This window comes from Marinobacter metalliresistant (assembly GCF_038098645.1).
Classification (GTDB): Bacteria; Pseudomonadota; Gammaproteobacteria; order Pseudomonadales; family Oleiphilaceae; genus Marinobacter; species Marinobacter metalliresistant.
On record NZ_CP101118.1, the window covers coordinates 2,917,229 to 2,933,393 of the forward strand.

A 16,165-nucleotide genomic window follows, 5' to 3' on the forward strand; every position below is an offset into this window, starting at 1 on the left:
GTCAGCAGAGGGCATAGTACTGCGGCCTACTCGGCACGGTGTTGCATCGTGAAGTGAATAGCGGCAGGAAGGCCTGAACGGTTAAGAGGAGGAAGCCTTGCCTTGGTACTGCGGTATTGCACCAGACCTGGTGAAGCGGCGGTGGGCTTGGCAAGTGATTGGAATCCGGTTGGCACACTACCGATTCGACTGTTTTGAATGGACGTTCATGACGTTGGCTCACCATGGTAGTGAATCAAAACAATTAACCGAACCGCCGTGGTACGTGACCCGTATGCCCGGTGGTGTGGGAGGAGGGGCGCCGTGAGGCGCCTCCCTATCCCGATTATGTTCCGAACAGCAAGGACCAAGTATCATGCACGCTGAAGAGAACACGAATCCCAACAGGATCGCTAGAATTGCAGGGATCCTGTACCTGGCGATGGTCCCACTGGGGTTTTTCGGAATGTTCGGTCACTCCAACCTTGTCGCGCCCGGAGATGCTGCAACAACAGTCAGCAATATCAAGGCATCTGAATTGCTGTTCCACCTCAGCATCGTGAGCGCTTTGGTTGTCCAGATCGTCAACATCCTCTTAGTTCTAGTGCTGTACAAGCTGCTGAGGCCAGTCAATCGAAACCAGGCTTTGCTCATGGTGGTCTTCTTTCTTGTCAGCGCTCCCATTACGATGCTCAATGAGGTCAACCAATTTGCCGTCTTGAAACTCTTAAGCGGCGCTGACTATTTGACAGTATTCGGAAAGGATCAGCTGAATGCTCAAGTACTCCTCTTCCTTGATTTGCATGAGCATGGAATTCATATCTCCGGCATGTTCTGGGGTCTCTGGTTATTTCCCATGGGGTATTTGATCGTTAAGTCGGACTTCCTGCCCAAAATTCTAGGCGTCCTATTGATTATCGGCGGCGTTGGCTATCTGGCGGACTCGATCAGGTTCTTCTTCTTCCCTAGTTTTGGACCGATCGCCATGTATACGTTCTGGGGAGAATTACTGCTTCCGTTGTGGCTCTTGATCAAGGGTGTGAGCGTCGAGAAATGGAAACAGCGTACTCTTGAAGCCGTCCCATCATGAGGAACCTAAGGCGCTCGTTCGGACGTTCACTACGCTGCGCTTCGTTCACGCCGCACAGCTTGGTCGTTAGGCGCTATGGGAGCAGTCAATGCTGACGGTAGTCGCTTTAAAGGCTTTAGTAATTTGGGTTGGCATCCTAGTTCTAGCTGTTGCCAATGGAGTGTTGCGTGAATCGGTATTTGTGCCAGGGCTCGGAACTCCGGCCGCGCTCTTGCTAAGCGGTTTGCTGCTTTCAGCATTAATCATTGGCGTGGCGTATTTTTCGCTTCCTTGGCTGCAAATTAGTCGCCCCGTCGGGCTCTGTGTCGTCGGGGTGGGCTGGCTCGCTCTTACTCTCGTTTTTGAGTTTTCGTTCGGGCTTTGGCAAGGCAAGTCGTGGTCCGAGTTGCTTGAGGCCTACACGTTCAAGGGTGGCAACATTTGGCCTGTTGTTCTTGCGGCAACGGTCCTCGCACCATACATCGCTGCTAAGCTGAGAGGACGGGTATAGTGCGCCTAAGCAGGCCAGTCACGGCGACGTCTACTGTATTGCAGCTTCGCCTCCATTCCGTAGCCGCGCGTGCTGAGCGGCGTTTGGACAGGCCTCAGTAAGTGCAATGAACCCAAAGACCCAGTAAGTTAGATAAAAATAACTGTATATTCAAGGCTATGTTGGCATTGACTGTTGTTTTGCATTTATCGCGGTAAGTAGCCAAGCCTCTTCAGAAGGTTGCTCATTTTCAAACAGCCGTCGCCAGGCCAGATAGCTCGGCAAATAGGCCGTCCCCACCCCATGAAAGCGAGCCATCCAGCCCTTCAATCGACTGATATAGCTGTTGACGTTTTGAATATGGTATTCCTTGCCGATCACCCTTTGGTTGTCGAGCGTGATCAGTCGATGATGCGCAATGCCACGGTCTTTTGAGAAGGATTTATACCAACTGTGGCCGTCTGAACATAAAATCGAATCACGATTGATGATCGGCGTCAGAAACTCATGGACCGTCGATTTGTTCAACGTCGGATCTACCAGGTCGCTGACATGGCCGTTGCGGTCTCTTGCAATAAGTACAGGAATTTTATCGGATTTATACTTCCGGTTACTTTGGCCACCCCGTTTTCTGGGGCTGCGATGCTCAAGTTTTCGCTTCCCCTTGCAGGACTCAGCAAAGAAGGTTTCATCCACCTCAATAATCCCGGAAAGGGCATTCGCGTTGGCGTTTGCGCTGGCGTGTAAAAAACGATGGCGCCACCGGAAAGCTGTCTTCAAATTAATGCCTACCCGGGCTGCCGATACCCGCAGGGTCAGACTGTCTCGCATGCATCGTAAGTAATCAAACCACTTATCACGGTGGCGCAACCTGGCCAGTGGTGTTCGTGAAACAGCATTGAAAGTCTTGCGGCAGATCGAGGTCTGGCAGCGGTAGCGCTGCAGGCCCGCGGAATGGCCCCACTTTACGGAATGTTCACCGTTGCAATGAGGACAAAGGCGGTGAGAAGTGGCCGTTTCGAGCAAGGCGTGCGCCTGAGCATTGATTTGCCCAAGGAGCTGATCGGCAAGGTATTTTTTCAGGTCAACAGGGAGGTTGGCTAAGCTCTTTTCAATAGCATTAATGTCGGCTCGCTTCATGATACTCTCCACTGAAGGACTGTTTATACAGTAGTATATACAGTATTATTAGAGCGTACCAACAGTGAAAACCAACATAGCCATATTCAACCAGTATTATTCGAGTTGAGATCTGAACCACGAAACAAAATAAGGGAGATCGTTGTTGAACGCTTTTTCAGCTACCCTCGGAGACTCACAGGTGCGTCACAAGACGCTGCTTGAGTACGACACCTGTGAGTCTCCGAGGGCACGCCATTCATCAGCGATCGCGTTGTCTTTTTTGTTGCCATTCTCATCTTTTCAGTACGTCGTTAACCACTGGCCTGGAGCCACGTCGCATGCTCATTAACTCTGAGCGGTCTGAGAGGATGGTGGATTCTGGTAGCTTTGCTGGACTGGGCTGCCAAACAAGGTCACTGGTCGTGTTGACCACATGAGCTTTGAGCATGGCCCCGTGCTGGACGATGCGGGTGCGTCGACGAAGCAGATCCCGGGTTGCCCGCATCTCCTTCGGATAAACGTAGGCCAGCGGGAAGTTGCCGCCCTTCATGAGCATGGCGATCTTGAAGGAATCGATACGGTCGTTCTTGGTTTTACCACCGTGGATGACCTTCATGTAGAGCGCGTGCCCCAGGATGAAGTTGATGCCGTGTTCTTCACACAGATCCGAGATCCAGTACCAGCAGTGCATGCATTCGACGCCAACCACAAGATCATCGCGAAAGGGTTCGAGCAGTGCCAACAGCGGTTCCAGACGAGCTTTGATTTCCTTGTGCAGCAACACCTCCCCCTGCTGGTCGAGGATGCAGACGTACAGGCTGCGGGCGTGCAGATCGATTCCACAATAATGCCTGTGACTGCTATGGTAAAAGTTCATGAGTCTTCTCCCTTGTAGTGCTTGGTCGCCTTCCAGCTTAGCGGGCAACCGCTGGGCTGGGGAGAAGGCTCAATCAGTATCAAGTCACTCAACCGGACGCCAAAAGCGTGGCGCTTTTGGTTCCCTCCGCTTCGCTACGGCGCCGGTTAGTTCAGCGTTATGTTTGTAAGGAGTCAGACTCTCGCGCATGAAATTTAAAAACATTGAAATGCTTATTGATGGGTCAGGTGAAATTACTATCGGACAAGTTGGGCCGGTTCGTTGCGCCGCCACCGCTTCTGATGACCATCAGTGCCTTCGTTACCAATATACACGCGGCAGATAGTCAGTTTAAGCAGGCCGTACCGGGTTTGGTAGTGACTCATGATGTTTTGGGGTGGGAGCTCTTGAACTGAGCGCCAATCGCGATTTGTCCCGATCACGTTATCACGTTCGCCAGGTGGAGTCAGGTAGGCGGGTACTCGGGTCATAGCCGTCATAGCCCTTATCAAGCCGTGCGAAGTCACGGATTCAGGAGTATACGTTTGCATGAAATTGCTTTGATTCTTAGAATGAGAAAAGATTAGCGAAAAATAAAATGAGGCATATTAAGTAATGGAACCAGATAAATTGATGGAAGGCATTTCCAAGGAGATGTCTGTTGCTCTAAAAGCTATGGGTAAAGCCAAGACGGCTGAAGAAAAGCTCATGTACAGTGAAATAGTTAAAAACTTAAGCGAATCGCTTGGGGTTTTTCTCGGTTTGATGAGCGAAATGTCATATATGGAAGATGATGATGGACCAATTCCGTTTTAAAATGACAAAATTTGAAATACCAATGGTTTAAATAGTCTTGTGGTGAAAACTACATTGGAATCTTAAATCACCAATGTGGATGTCATTTGCTAACAAGTGCCTGCAATCGGAAATCGGACAGCCAAAACTGTCACTCAAATTGCTTGCGCAATTTAAGCACCAATTTTGTCTGCCGTTGAGACAGAGGTTATGCAGGGGGCCAAAATGAAGCCACGGATTAGTATGATCACTTTGGGGGTAAATGACCTGCAACGCTCAATTGTGTTCTATGAGCAGGGGTTAGATCTTCCGCGAATGGACTCTCCGCCTGGGGTGGCATTCTTTACGCTGAATGGGACCTGGCTCGGATTATATGGGCGTGAAGCTCTGGCGGAAGATGCGTCGGTGTCTGGAGAATCAAGCGGATTTGCAGGGTTCAGCTTGGCGCACAATGTTAGTTCCGAGCAAGAGGTTGACCAAGTTATGACTCAGGCTGCATCAGCCGGTGCCGTTGTCACGAAGCCTGCTCAGGAAACGGATTGGGGTGGCTACGCAGGTTACTTTTCTGATCCAGATGGTTATCTCTGGGAAGTGGCTCACAACCCGCTGTTCTGGGTCGGGCCCTCAGATGAACCTGCATAACAGTCGCTGTAGTACGCGGCCGATGGCCGCCGGACGCCCTTTTCATTGCGGCTTCGCCTTCATTACAAGGGCGCCGCTAAGCTCATTCGTTATGCCCCTCTCTCAGCTTACTTTGTCGTATACTAACGCTTGACGTTATTAACGCTCTGCGTCATCATTTCTCTATGATCATATCGTTCAAGTGTAAGGATACCGAGAAGCTGGCAAGCGGACGTCGCGTCAGACGCTTCGTCAATTTTGAGCGAGTTGCCTTGAGAAAAATTCGGCAACTCCAGGCTGCAAGCCAGTTGGATGATCTTAAAGTACCGCCCGGCAATATGTTGGAGCCATTGCACGGTGACCGCCAAGGTCAGCACAGCATTCGAATCAACGGGCAGTTCCGGGTTTGCTTCCGCTGGACCAAGGCTGGTGCGGAAGATGTCGAAATTGTTGATTACCATTAGGAGGTAACTCATGCGCAACATTGAAGCTGTAACGCCAGGCGAGTTACTGAAGGAAGAGTTCCTTGAGCCGATGGGTATTTCTCAATACCGCTTGGCTAAAGAGATTGGGGTGCCTGCTCAGAGGATCGGCCAGATTATTGCTGGGAAGCGTTCGATAACCGCAGACACGGACCTGCGACTTTGTCGCTTCTTTGGTTTGTCCAATGGCTACTGGTTGCGAGCTCAGGCAGCCTATGACACTGAGATTGCGGAAGATGCGCTTGAGGATCAGCTGAAGAATATTCGTCCGTGGAGTGCTGTATCAGAAATCGGGCATAGGGCATAACCGGCTGCACGGCGACCGGTTTTCCGCCGCCTCGCGGCTCCAAACCGGCGCGTGAGCCGGGCGGTGTGCCAGGCATGGCCCCAGACTTGTCGGGTGAAAGTCCCGATACCAGGTATTCGCAGAGCCGAAGGTTAGCGAAAGGGTAAGGGCAAACCCACGAGGGGAAGTCTCCGGAGCGCCGGCCGGAAGTAAGCCCAACGCAAAATTGCGGGATGACGGACAGGAGCTGGATAAGAGGTGTGGCATCGGTGGGGCCAGTGGGCACGTGACCATTAAGCCCGCCATCTGCACTTGGCCGGCGTTTTATAAAACCAGCATTTACGCAATGAAAGTCGGGTGTCTTACCCTGGGAGATCTCCTGATGCTGCGCTGGGACGCAGCGTGCAGCCGAAAACCGCTGGGAGCTGAGTGATTGGCTCCGACCGCACCGGAGAAACAGCAATCGCTGTCTCTGGAAACAGGGGGTGAAGTGGTGGCTGGATCTGGCAGGGAAGACACTCCGGTTGTTCACGATCAACTGATGGAGCGGGGTGCTGGAAAGGGACTACCTGCGCCGTGCCTTCCGTCAGGTCAAACGCAACAAGGGAAGCGCGGGGATAGACGGCATGACCGTTGACGACCTGACCGCCTGATCCAGCAGGCACTGCTCCAGGTCTTGCAGGCGGAGTGGGACAGAAGCTTCTACCCGGCGAACGCGGGGGGAGTTATGGTGATTTCTGGTGTATGGAAGCAGGCTGAAGAGGTGGCGTATCCTGTTGGTTGATCACCGCGACGATCACAACCAACAGAGGAATGATACGCCATGTCCAAGTCTAACCTGCATGCTCTTTCACAACCAGAGACAGCGACCAATGACCCACTGCACGAGCTGATTCGTCAAGGTGCCCGTGACCTGATTGCCAGAGCCGTTGAAACGGAACTGGAAGGCCTGCTGAACCAGTATGCGGATGTCACGACACCCGATGGACGCCAGGCGGTGGTGCGCAACGGGCATTTGCCCAAGCGCACCATCCAGACCGGCGTTGGCGACGTTGAAGTCCAGGTGCCCAAGATCCGGGATCGCAGTGGCTCCGGCATTCGCTTCAATAGCCAGTTGCTGCCGCCGTACCTGAAGCGCGCCCGGAGTCTTGAGGAGCTTATCCCTGGCTCTATCTGCGCGGCGTCTCCTCAGGCGACTTCCAGGAAGCCCTGAGTGCCCTGGTCGGCGAACAGGCTGATGGCTTGTCGGCCAACACCGTGTCCCGGCTAAAGGTGAAGTGGCTGGACGAGCACAAGAACTGGCAGCGCCGGGATCTGAGCCAGACACGCTATGTGTACTGGTGGGCAGACGGCGTGTACAGCAATGTTCGCCTGGATGACCGGCTCTGTCTGCTGGTGATCATCGGCGTGACTGAGCATGGCCACAAGGAACTGGTGGCTGTCGAGGATGGCCACCGGGAGTCCGAAGCCAGTTGGCGAGAGCTGCTCACGGACTTGCGGGAACGTGGCCTGGAGCCTTCGCCCAAGCTGGCTGTTGGCGACGGCGCACTGGGCTTCTGGAAAGCCCTGAGCAAGGTATTTCCGGACACCCGGCATCAGCGGTGCTGGGTGCATAAGACCGCCAACGTGCTGGACAAGCTGCCCAAATCGGTACAACCCAAGGTCAAGTCGGCACTGCATGAGATCTATCTGGCAGAGACCCGTGATAGCGCCCACAAAGCGTTCGATAGCACCTTGCGGCGGTTCCGGGACAAGTACCCGAAGGCCATGGAAAACCTGGAGAAAGACCGGGATGAGCTGCTGGCTTTCTATGATTTCCCGGCGATTCACTGGATTCATTTGCGGACCACCAATCCGATTGAATCCACCTTCGCCACAGTACGGCTGAGAACCAAACGGAGCCGATCCTGCGGCTCCCGCGACACCACGTTATCGATGGTGTTCAAACTGCTCCAGTCCGCCCAGAAACGCTGGAAGCGGATCAAGGGGTTTGACCAACTGAAGCTGGTCGTGAATAACGTGCAGTTTCGGGATGGTATAGAGGTGGAAGATCAATCTGACAGGAACGCTGCCTGATGGTCATACACCAGATTTGACAATAACTCACGCGGGGGTCGGGCCATGCAAACGGTGATCGACGAGTTAGCGGTGTACTTGAGGGGCTGGAAAGGCTACTACGGTTTTGCGCAAGCCTTACCCCGACCCGACTAAGCACTATTGTTGCGTGGTGCGCAACATGCTAGGCTCCCCTCATGATTAAATCATTCCGTCACAAAGGACTAAAACGGTTCTACTCGACCGGTAGCATGGCTGGCATACAGTCTCTGATCACGCCAAGAAGCTGCGTATGCAGCTCGTTGCTCTGGATACAGCCACTTCGGTGGAAGACATGGACATCCCTGGTTTTCGGCTTCACCCATTGAAGGGAAAAGACAAAGGGCGGTGGTCGATTTGGGTTAACGGAAATTGGCGCACGACGTTCGAATTTCAGGACGGCAACGCCGACATTCTTGATTATGAGGATTATCACTAATGACTATGCATAATCCGCCGCATCCTGGTGAATTCATTCGGGAGGTGTACTTGGAGCCTTTCGGCATCAGTTCCCGTCAGCTTGCTTCCAGTCTGGGCGTTTCTCCTTCTACTTTGTCTCGCTTGCTCAAAGGGGATAGTGGTATTAGCCCGGAAATGTCTCTGCGGCTATCCAAGGTTCTCGGACGTAGCCCTGAGAGCTGGTTGGCGATGCAGGGCATGTACGATCTCTGGGTGGCTCGCAGCACGGTGAACCTGGATGGCATTCATCCCCTGGATTTCGAAGCAGCTTAAGGCCAGGCACGGCGGCGGCTCTTTCGTTCCGGCTTCGCCTCCATTGGGGGCCTATGAGCGGACTGCCTGCACCGCCACCCGCGTTCCGTTAAACGCCGCATTCCCTGTCAGTGCATCGATGCGCTGCGAATCCGTCACGTCGTTCATGCTGACCCCAGGTTGCGATTCGGCGATGGACATGCCGGTGTTGTCGCGATTATGGCCCCAGCCCTGTGGAATGCTGATCACCCCCTCGAACATGTCGTCGTCGATTTCCACCGGCAGTTGGATGGTGCCGGTGACTGAGCTGACACTCACCATCTGCCCGTCTTGAAGGCCGAGCTTGCGGGCATCGGCGTCGTTTATCTGCACCGTGCACGGGTTTTTGCCTTTCACCAGCCGGTGGGAATTCTGGGTCCAGGTGTTGTGGCTGCGTGGCAGTCGGCGGCTGATCATGGCGAAGGGATAGTCGTTGCTCTGATCAACCTGCAGCAGGCCCGAGGCATCCAGGCGTTTCAGGTCGTCCAGGTACAGCCAGGTCGCGATCCGGATCATGCCGTCCCCGGTCTGGATGCGTTGTTCCAGGCAGGGCTGAAGAGGCCCCAGGTCTAATCCGTGGGGGTTGGCTTTCAGCTTTTCGAGACTCATGCCCTGCTTGCCATAGGCGCCGTGCCTGAGGCCAAGATCCAGCATCGCCTCGGGTGTGACGCCATCGTCTTTCAGCCCGGTCAGGTGCAGGGTCAGATCCCGGAGAATCTCCCAGTCATGTTTCTGGTCGGGTGTTTTCTCGAACATCGGCTCGGAGAATTTGGCGGTGTTGCGCACCGCAAACGAGTTGAAGAAGACATCGAAATGGGGCACTTCCAGGCCCGTCGTCGCCGGCAGGATGATGTCCGCGTGGCGGGTGGTTTCGTTCAGGTAGATATCCACCGACACCATGAAATCCAGCGCCTCGAAAGCCTCTTCCAGCCGGGCGCCGCCGGGCGCGGAGAGCACCGGGTTACCGGCGATGGTGATCATCGCGCGGATCTGGCCGTCGCCCGGCATGAGGATTTCATCGGCCAGGGTGGCGACCGGGAACTCGTTGTTGAAGTAGGGCAGTTTTCTCACCCGGGATTCGTAGCGGCCGTAGGAGCTGGGTTTGCCCTTCTTATCCCGTACCAGATCGAACGCCGGCTGCGGGAACATGGCGCCACCCCGGCGATCAAAATTGCCGGTGAGAAGGTTCAGCACGTTGTTCAGCCACTGGCAGAGGCCCCCGAAAGACTGGGTCGAGGCACCCATGCGGCTGTAGCAAACCGCGCTCTTGGCGGCGGCCATTTCCCGCGCCAGCCCACGAATGGCGGTGGCTGACATGCCGCAGGCCTCCGCCACGGTTTCCGGCGAATAGGGTTGAACCGCACCCGCCAGTTGGTCCAGGCCGTCAATCCGGGGTTCCAGGTGGCCAAGAGTCACCAGCTGTTCGTCAAACAGGGTGTGCACCAGCGCCAGCATGAACAGGGCGTCGGTCTCCGGGCGGATAAACAGGTGCTGGTCGGCCTTCCTGGCGGTCTCGGTGCGACGGGGATCAACCACCACCACCTTGCCACCCCGTTGCTGAATCGCCTTGAGCCGTTTGCCGACACCCGGGGCCGTCATCAGGCTGCCGTTGGAGACAATCGGGTTGGCCCCGATGATCAGCATGAAATCGGTGTGGTCGATGTCTGGAATCGGGATGAGCATGCCGGCGCCGAGCATGTAGTTGGAGGCCACGTGGTGGGGCAACTGATCGGCGGAGGCGGAGCTGTAGCGGTTGTTGGTGCCCAGGGTCTTGAAGAACCGCGGCAGCATGATGGCATTGCCGAAGTTGTGGGCGTTGGGGTTGCCGAGATACACACCGACCGCATCCTGGCCATGTTCCTCCTGGATGCCACGAAAACGGGCTGCGATTTCCTCGAACGCCTCATCCCAGCTGATCGCTTGCCAGCCGTCAGCGGTGCGCCTGATGGGTGTTTTCAGGCGGTCCTTGTCGTTGTAGAAGTCCTGGAGGGCGACCGCCTTTGGGCAGATATGGCCTCGGCTGAACGGGTCGTCGTGGTCGCCTTTGATCGACAGGATCTCGTTGCCCCGGTGCTTGATTTCGAGGCCACACATGGCTTCACAGATATTGCAGGTGCGATAGTGGGTCTGGGTCTCGCTCATGTCGACAGGCTCGGTTTTGGGTGTTGTCGTTGTTGGTTCGAGAAGTGTGGCACAACCGGGCAAAAAAACAGACCGTCGTAAGTCACACAAACCAGGTCAACCCCGGCAAATCACCTTTCTGCCTGCGGTAAAAAACACCGTTTTTCGTCGTACCACCATTTTTCGTCGTACCATGGCGTTATCGCCAAATCACTGGCAAAGAACGCCGGCCCCGGCAGCAGTGTCCTCGAATGGTTCCACGCCTTCCTGGTGCTTGGAACCCGGATCAGCTGTGTTTTTGTCGCCGGCGATGGGGGCGGCAGTTTCATTGAAAAAGTTAACGCGCATTGATCATGCCGGATTCATCCGAAATCACGATCTCCACTCGGCGATTCTGCTGTCTCCCTGCACTGGTATCGTTGGTGGCAACGGGATAGGCCTCGCCATAGCCTTCCACTTCAATCCGGTTACCGGGTATTCCCTGATTCAACAGCTCGCTCTGAACCGACATGGCGCGTCGCTCTGACAATCCCTGGTTGTATTCGGCAGAGCCTGTGCTGTCCGTATAGCCTTCAATGCGTACCCGGCGCTCCTGGTACTGCTTCATAAAGTCAGCCAGTCGTTCCACGGTGCGCTTGCCGGAGGCTTTCAGATCAGCTTTGTTGAGGTCAAAGAGCACATCACCCAACGTAAGCACCATTCCACGTTCGGTTTTCTCCGCTTTGAGAGCGGCCATTTCAGCCCTCAGCGCTTCTGCCTCCATGCGAGCCTCATTCGCCTCAGTTGACTTCATTTGCAACATTAGCTGTTTGCGGCGCTCTTCCGCAGAGCTGATCTCTTCTTCCAGATCGGCACGCTTTCCCTGTTGCATGGCGATCTCGGCGTGACGCTTTGCCAGGTAGGCTGCGTGTTCGACGCGGTTTACGTCAGCGCCTTCATTTAACAGCGCCTGGGCACGATCTAGTTCGATCTTGGCCTGGCGCAGTTGTGCCGCACCACTGCGCGCGACGTTGGGATCCTGCTCTATTTCCGTGTATGCGGCTCTGGCTTCGTCAATGTCGGCATTCTGTTTGGGCGTGCTTGCACAGCCAACCATAATTGCGGACAGCCCGACCGCGAAACCGATAGATAGTGTAACGTTCATTTTTCGTGTCTCCTGTCGCCGGGCTTACTGCTGATTTGAATTGAGCTGCTTGCGGAGGTTTTCGATGTTACTGTTGATCTCGGCAACCGCTTGCTGAGCCTTTTCGGTCTCCGAGCGCGCGCCTGCGAGTTGCGCATCAACCTCGGCCTGCTCCAGCAAGCGCCTGGCTTCCTTGTACTGTTCTTTGTCCATGAGGCCGCGAGCATCGGCCACTTTGTTTTTCGCTTCATTCAGCAACACAGGCTCGAATCTTCGGGCGTCCGAGGCCTCGGCCTGTTTGATGGCGGATTCCGCAGACTGCAGCTCGCTGTTGGGCTTTGGCCCCGGCCCGGCACAGGCGACTAAAAGGGTCGCCAACGTGAGGGTAGTCAGAGTGCGTGTCATTGAAAGGTGCGGTTTCATAAAGGAACTCCCGGGTTCACAACATGATCCGCAGCGTGACGGTACTGGCCATATTGTCAAATAATGTCAAATACGCTGTTTTCCAGTATAGCCAACGGCTCTCAGTTTGCTACTGGCAGGTTGGCCGCGCGTGCGCGAAACGGGACGAAACGGGGACAGGGACGAAAGGGGGACAGAACTATTTTCCCGCAAAATGGATCTGTCCCGGTTTTTGAGAGCAAACTGCTGCCTTTTTGAAGCCTGTCGGAGCTATTGAGGATGTAGGCAAAGGTAAAAGTGGGCAAATCGTCTCTGCAGGTTCGAAGCAGATTAACCTGAAAAGTAGCTGATGAGTTCGGTGCCTGGTACCGAAACACTTAACAATTTTTTCGAAATGACATCTTCCGCTGCGTTGAACTTTGGGGGCGGCTTCGCCACCGTACCCAAAAACCCCATTGCATAAAAAGCTTTCTATAAAGACGGGCAAATCCATTCCACAATAATGCCGGTAACTGCTACGTTTTAAGTTGAGGAGCCTCCCCGCCCCGCTTGATTACCATCCAGCCGAGGATCAATCAGCCGGGGGTGGCAGGTTGGGGCACCCTGCCAAACAGGGAGCAATGTCGTGCACAGCATTTATGGGGAGTTCCATGAACTACGATTTTCTGGACGAAAGCGGGCAAATTCTTCGTGAGGCGGGCCGTCTCGGTAAGATTGACCCCAATGTGATTGAATTTCTCGCGGCACCCGGGCGCGTAGTGTCTTTTCGCATTCCGATGAAAATGGACGATGGCAGTTTTCGGGTGTTTGATGCTCACCGTGTCCGTTATAACGATGCGCTTGGGCCGAGCCGTGATGGGACGCGTATTTCTGCCGATCTCGACCTTGATGAGGTGAAGTCCCTCGCCTTGATTATGTCGATCAAACACGCGGCTGGGCGAATTCCGGCAGGTGGCGGCAAAGGGGGCATCGTGGCCGACCCGCGTGAATTAAGTGACCGGGAGTTCGAGTCACTTTGCCGCGCCTATATTCGCTACCTGCGCCCGAAAGGGCAGGCGTACGATGTCCCCGGTGCGGATATCGGCACGGATCTGCAAACAATGAGCTGGATGCTGGACGAATACGAGTCGGTCACCGGCTATCATGAACCGGCAGCGGTCAACGATAAACCGCCCATCCTCGGCGGGTCGCTGGGGGGCTATGAAGCGACCGGGAGTGGGGTTTTCGATGTGTTCAGGGAGGCCGCGGAGCAGGCCGACTTTGCCATCGAAAATGCCCGTGTCGCTATCCAGGGATTCGGCCAGGTCGGCTCGGTGGCGGCGAGTATGTTCTACGAAGCCGGCTGTATGGTTGTGGCGGTGAGTGATAGCCGCGGCGGCATTTATTCGAACGACGGGCTCGATATTCCCGGCCTGCTGGCGCACAAAAAGTCCACGGGTAAAGTTTCGGGCTTTGCCGGCAGCGAGCCGATTACCAGTGAAAAGATGCTCGAATGTGACTGCGACGTGCTGGTGCCCGCGTCGGTTCAGGGCGTGATTACCGCGGACAATGCGGACCGGATCCAGGCCCGGATGGTCGTGGAAGCTGCCAATGCGCCGACGACCGTAAAAGCCGAAGTGATGCTGCTGGAAAGGGGCGTAACCATCGTGCCGGATGTGCTGGCTAATGCCGGTAGCGTGCACTTGTGCCAGATGGAACGCAGTCAGGGCCTTTCCGATAATTACTGGGATATCGATACGATTAACCGCCTGCGACAGGAGCGGTTGGCAAGGGGTTATCGGGAAGCCGCGAATGCTGCGGCTGACCACCAGGTGAAATCGGTCAGGCTGGGTGCCTGGATTAATGCGCTCAAACGGATTGAAGAGGCGATGCACCTGCGCGGCTGGTGTTAGTCGGGTACGGCCTCGATTTTGAAATAGCAGGGCGCCGCGATTCGGGCGATCTCGACTCGAAACCGCGAAACCGGGACAGAACTATTTTCCCACTTGGGCGTTACTCAGGTTACCGGTGGGTATCTCAATTAGACTTCCTATTCTTGACCGACGGCGATTCCGGCGAGTTGTTTCAGGCGGTTGCAGCATGCATCCAGCCCCTGTTCCGGAATATTGGTGATACCCAGCAGCAACCCGCTTCGGGTCCTCGCCGGATCGGCATACCAGGTAGACAATGGGGCGGGGGCCAGGCCAAACTCCAGCGCTTCAAGAGCAATCGCCTTGTCGTCCGTGCCATCGGGTAATCGAAGCAATAACGCCAAGCCCGCCATGGCTTCATCGGTAGCGGATGCGTTTAAGGCGCGCTGAAGTGAAGAGCGCCGGGCGGTGTAGGTCCGTTTCATCCTGCGCAAATGGCGCAGATAGTGACCTTTGCGCATGAACTCGCCGAGCGCTCTCTGGCTCGCTATCGAAGCGGCTGGGGCCAGAGCGGCGGCAACATCGCCAACCCGGTTTGCCAGCGCCGGCGGCACCACAATAAAGCCGAGACGCAGACCGGGGCTTATGGTTTTGCTGAAGGTGCCGATATGAATAACGCGGCCGTATTTGTCCTGCGACGCCAGAGCCGGAGCGGCGCGACCGGCGAGCTGCAACTCACTCAGGTAGTCGTCTTCGATGATCCAACCCCCGCGTCTGGCCGCCCATTCGAGCAACTGGTGACGCCGTGACAGCGACAGGTAAGCCGCAATTTCAGCCCGCAAGCCTGGCTCACCACGTGGGTCCGGATAGCTGACCGACGCCATGGCAGCCTCGCGGGCGGCGCCTGAGGCAATACGCGACCATACCTTGTAGGGGAATACGTCCTGGGCAGGTATACCAACCTGGAACACCATGGCCGGGTCGCCGAATGGATGCTGGTAGAACTCGGGCAACGGCCCTCGTAAGTCACTGGTGTCTGCCGGATGTGACACCGGCAACCGATCGGCGACAAAGGTACCCGCAGCGCCGCGGGCGACCACCAGTTGCTCATCGATCAGCCTCTCGTACGCGGACTTTACCGTACCGCGCGCGACCCCAAGCTGGGCGCTGAGATCACGCCACGAGGGCAGGCGAGCCCCGGAGTACAAGCGCCCTTCGGAAATGGAGGTTCCGATAGCTTCGACGATCTGTTCGACCAAAGACGTTCCGGCCTGACGGTTCAGTTCTATGCGCAAATCATCCATGGTGCGGTGACTCAGGCGTGGTTTGCGAATGGTACATTGAAAATTGCCATTCATGGTTCTTTTTAATGAACCTTAACCCGGTATTATTGGAAATGACACTTGCTATGGCAGGCCAGAAAGGACCCGCAATGGAAAACCTGCTCGTGATTAATGCCAGCCCTCAGGGCGAGGCGTCACACAGCCGCCAGATGACGGCGCGCTTTACCCGTCGATGGGCTGAAAATAATCCGGACGGCGTAGTGGTTGAGCGCGATCTCGGCCGCTGGCCTGTGCCTCACGTGGATCAGCAATGGATAAGCGCCGCGTTTACGCCGGAGGAGGCAAGGACTCCCAATCAAAGAGCCGCTCTTGAGGTCAGCGATGCTCTGGTCGCCGAACTACAGGACGCGACAACCATCGTTATTGGTTGCCCTATGCATAACTTGTCCGTGCCCAGTACGTTAAAAGCCTACATTGATCAGGTCGTACGTATCGGCGTCACCACCAAACTGGTGCCCGATACCCCGCAGAGTCCCTATGTCGGTCTTTTGAGCGACAAGCCCACCTACCTGATGCTGGTGCGAGGCGGCTACGGCTACGAACCGGGCGGGGCATATGCTCCCATGAACTTTCAGGAACCGTACCTTACCGCCGTCCTGGGTATGTTGGGTATCCAGAGCGTGAAAACCATCACCCTGGAATATACCGCCATGAATAGCGGCTGTTCCGACAATGCGCTTGAGGACACCAACGCATGTATTGACCGGTTGTTCGAGTAGTCGTTTTCAGCGATTTCGGACAATGTCCATGAAGATCCGTTAAATCTGTAAGCATAGTTCTAA

General features: G+C 55.5%; 15 protein-coding genes and 3 pseudogenes. 12 read left to right on the forward strand and 6 right to left on the reverse strand.

Annotation, left to right across the window (positions count from 1 at the left end; translation table 11 throughout):
- The first annotated feature begins 355 nt into the window (after nucleotides 1–355).
- Both NLK58_RS13625 and NLK58_RS13630 read left to right on the forward strand, forming a co-directional pair.
- Entirely contained in the window at nucleotides 356–1,069 is a 714-nt protein-coding gene (locus tag NLK58_RS13625; protein WP_341580992.1) for a DUF4386 domain-containing protein, read from the forward strand.
- Nucleotides 1,070–1,157: 88 nt separating this feature from the next.
- Nucleotides 1,158–1,559 carry a hypothetical protein gene (locus tag NLK58_RS13630; RefSeq protein ID WP_341580993.1) on the forward strand — a complete coding sequence of 134 codons (402 nt, stop codon included), beginning with the start codon at nucleotides 1,158–1,160 and terminating at the stop codon, nucleotides 1,557–1,559.
- 156 nt (nucleotides 1,560–1,715) lie between these two features.
- On the opposite strand, the gene NLK58_RS13635 is transcribed toward NLK58_RS13630, so the two are convergent.
- Entirely contained in the window at nucleotides 1,716–2,678 is a 963-nt protein-coding gene (locus tag NLK58_RS13635; RefSeq protein WP_341580994.1) for an IS1595 family transposase, read from the reverse strand.
- Between the two features lie 397 nt (nucleotides 2,679–3,075).
- Nucleotides 3,076–3,537, reverse strand: a pseudogene (locus tag NLK58_RS13640) (transposase); the annotation flags it as partial.
- 594 nt (nucleotides 3,538–4,131) lie between these two features.
- Here NLK58_RS13640 and NLK58_RS13645 point away from each other — a divergent pair.
- The 8 genes and pseudogenes from NLK58_RS13645 (at nucleotide 4,132) to NLK58_RS13675 (ending at nucleotide 8,526) form a co-directional block, all read left to right on the forward strand.
- Nucleotides 4,132–4,332: a hypothetical protein gene (locus NLK58_RS13645; RefSeq protein ID WP_117618982.1), complete on the forward strand. Its 201-nt coding sequence runs from the start codon at nucleotides 4,132–4,134 to the stop codon at nucleotides 4,330–4,332.
- Nucleotides 4,333–4,536: 204 nt separating this feature from the next.
- Nucleotides 4,537–4,953, forward strand: coding sequence for a VOC family protein (locus NLK58_RS13650; RefSeq protein WP_117618983.1), 417 nt, complete (start codon nucleotides 4,537–4,539; stop codon nucleotides 4,951–4,953).
- A gap of 164 nt (nucleotides 4,954–5,117) precedes the next feature.
- Nucleotides 5,118–5,396, forward strand: a complete 279-nt coding sequence (locus tag NLK58_RS13655) for a type II toxin-antitoxin system RelE/ParE family toxin (protein ID WP_341580995.1) — start codon at nucleotides 5,118–5,120, stop codon at nucleotides 5,394–5,396.
- A 10-nt stretch (nucleotides 5,397–5,406) separates the two neighbouring features.
- The gene (locus NLK58_RS13660) at nucleotides 5,407–5,721 is read left to right on the forward strand and encodes a HigA family addiction module antitoxin (RefSeq protein ID WP_044385058.1); all 315 of its coding nucleotides are present in this window, start codon (nucleotides 5,407–5,409) and stop codon (nucleotides 5,719–5,721) included.
- A gap of 802 nt (nucleotides 5,722–6,523) precedes the next feature.
- A pseudogene (locus NLK58_RS13665) lies at nucleotides 6,524–7,776 on the forward strand (IS256 family transposase).
- 45 nt (nucleotides 7,777–7,821) lie between these two features.
- Nucleotides 7,822–7,911: a hypothetical protein gene (locus NLK58_RS20640; RefSeq protein ID WP_376788050.1), complete on the forward strand. Its 90-nt coding sequence runs from the start codon at nucleotides 7,822–7,824 to the stop codon at nucleotides 7,909–7,911.
- A gap of 41 nt (nucleotides 7,912–7,952) precedes the next feature.
- A pseudogene (locus NLK58_RS13670) lies at nucleotides 7,953–8,233 on the forward strand (type II toxin-antitoxin system RelE/ParE family toxin).
- Complete coding sequence (locus NLK58_RS13675; RefSeq protein ID WP_117618987.1) at nucleotides 8,233–8,526, forward strand: HigA family addiction module antitoxin; 294 nt, start codon at nucleotides 8,233–8,235, stop codon at nucleotides 8,524–8,526. The pseudogene NLK58_RS13670 and the gene NLK58_RS13675 overlap by 1 nt, the downstream one beginning before the upstream one ends.
- Before the next feature lie 51 nt (nucleotides 8,527–8,577).
- Here the strand turns inward: NLK58_RS13675 and NLK58_RS13680 are convergent, their stop codons facing one another.
- The 3 genes from NLK58_RS13680 to NLK58_RS13690 form a co-directional block, all read right to left on the reverse strand.
- The gene (locus tag NLK58_RS13680) at nucleotides 8,578–10,686 is read right to left on the reverse strand and encodes a molybdopterin-dependent oxidoreductase (protein ID WP_341580996.1); all 2,109 of its coding nucleotides are present in this window, start codon (nucleotides 10,684–10,686) and stop codon (nucleotides 8,578–8,580) included.
- A gap of 316 nt (nucleotides 10,687–11,002) precedes the next feature.
- Nucleotides 11,003–11,809, reverse strand: coding sequence for an OmpA family protein (locus NLK58_RS13685; protein ID WP_117618989.1), 807 nt, complete (start codon nucleotides 11,807–11,809; stop codon nucleotides 11,003–11,005).
- Nucleotides 11,810–11,833: 24 nt separating this feature from the next.
- Nucleotides 11,834–12,211, reverse strand: a complete 378-nt coding sequence (locus tag NLK58_RS13690; RefSeq protein ID WP_117618990.1) for a DUF4398 domain-containing protein — start codon at nucleotides 12,209–12,211, stop codon at nucleotides 11,834–11,836.
- Nucleotides 12,212–12,840: 629 nt separating this feature from the next.
- Here NLK58_RS13690 and NLK58_RS13695 point away from each other — a divergent pair.
- The gene (locus NLK58_RS13695; RefSeq protein WP_117618991.1) at nucleotides 12,841–14,082 is read left to right on the forward strand and encodes a Glu/Leu/Phe/Val dehydrogenase; all 1,242 of its coding nucleotides are present in this window, start codon (nucleotides 12,841–12,843) and stop codon (nucleotides 14,080–14,082) included.
- 137 nt (nucleotides 14,083–14,219) lie between these two features.
- On the opposite strand, the gene NLK58_RS13700 is transcribed toward NLK58_RS13695, so the two are convergent.
- Entirely contained in the window at nucleotides 14,220–15,344 is a 1,125-nt protein-coding gene (locus tag NLK58_RS13700; protein ID WP_341580997.1) for a PLP-dependent aminotransferase family protein, read from the reverse strand.
- A 128-nt stretch (nucleotides 15,345–15,472) separates the two neighbouring features.
- Here NLK58_RS13700 and NLK58_RS13705 point away from each other — a divergent pair, with 128 nt between their 5' ends.
- On the forward strand, nucleotides 15,473–16,102 hold the full coding sequence (locus NLK58_RS13705; protein ID WP_162893733.1) for an FMN-dependent NADH-azoreductase: 630 nt from the start codon (nucleotides 15,473–15,475) through the stop codon (nucleotides 16,100–16,102).
- The last annotated feature ends 63 nt before the right edge of the window (nucleotides 16,103–16,165 follow it).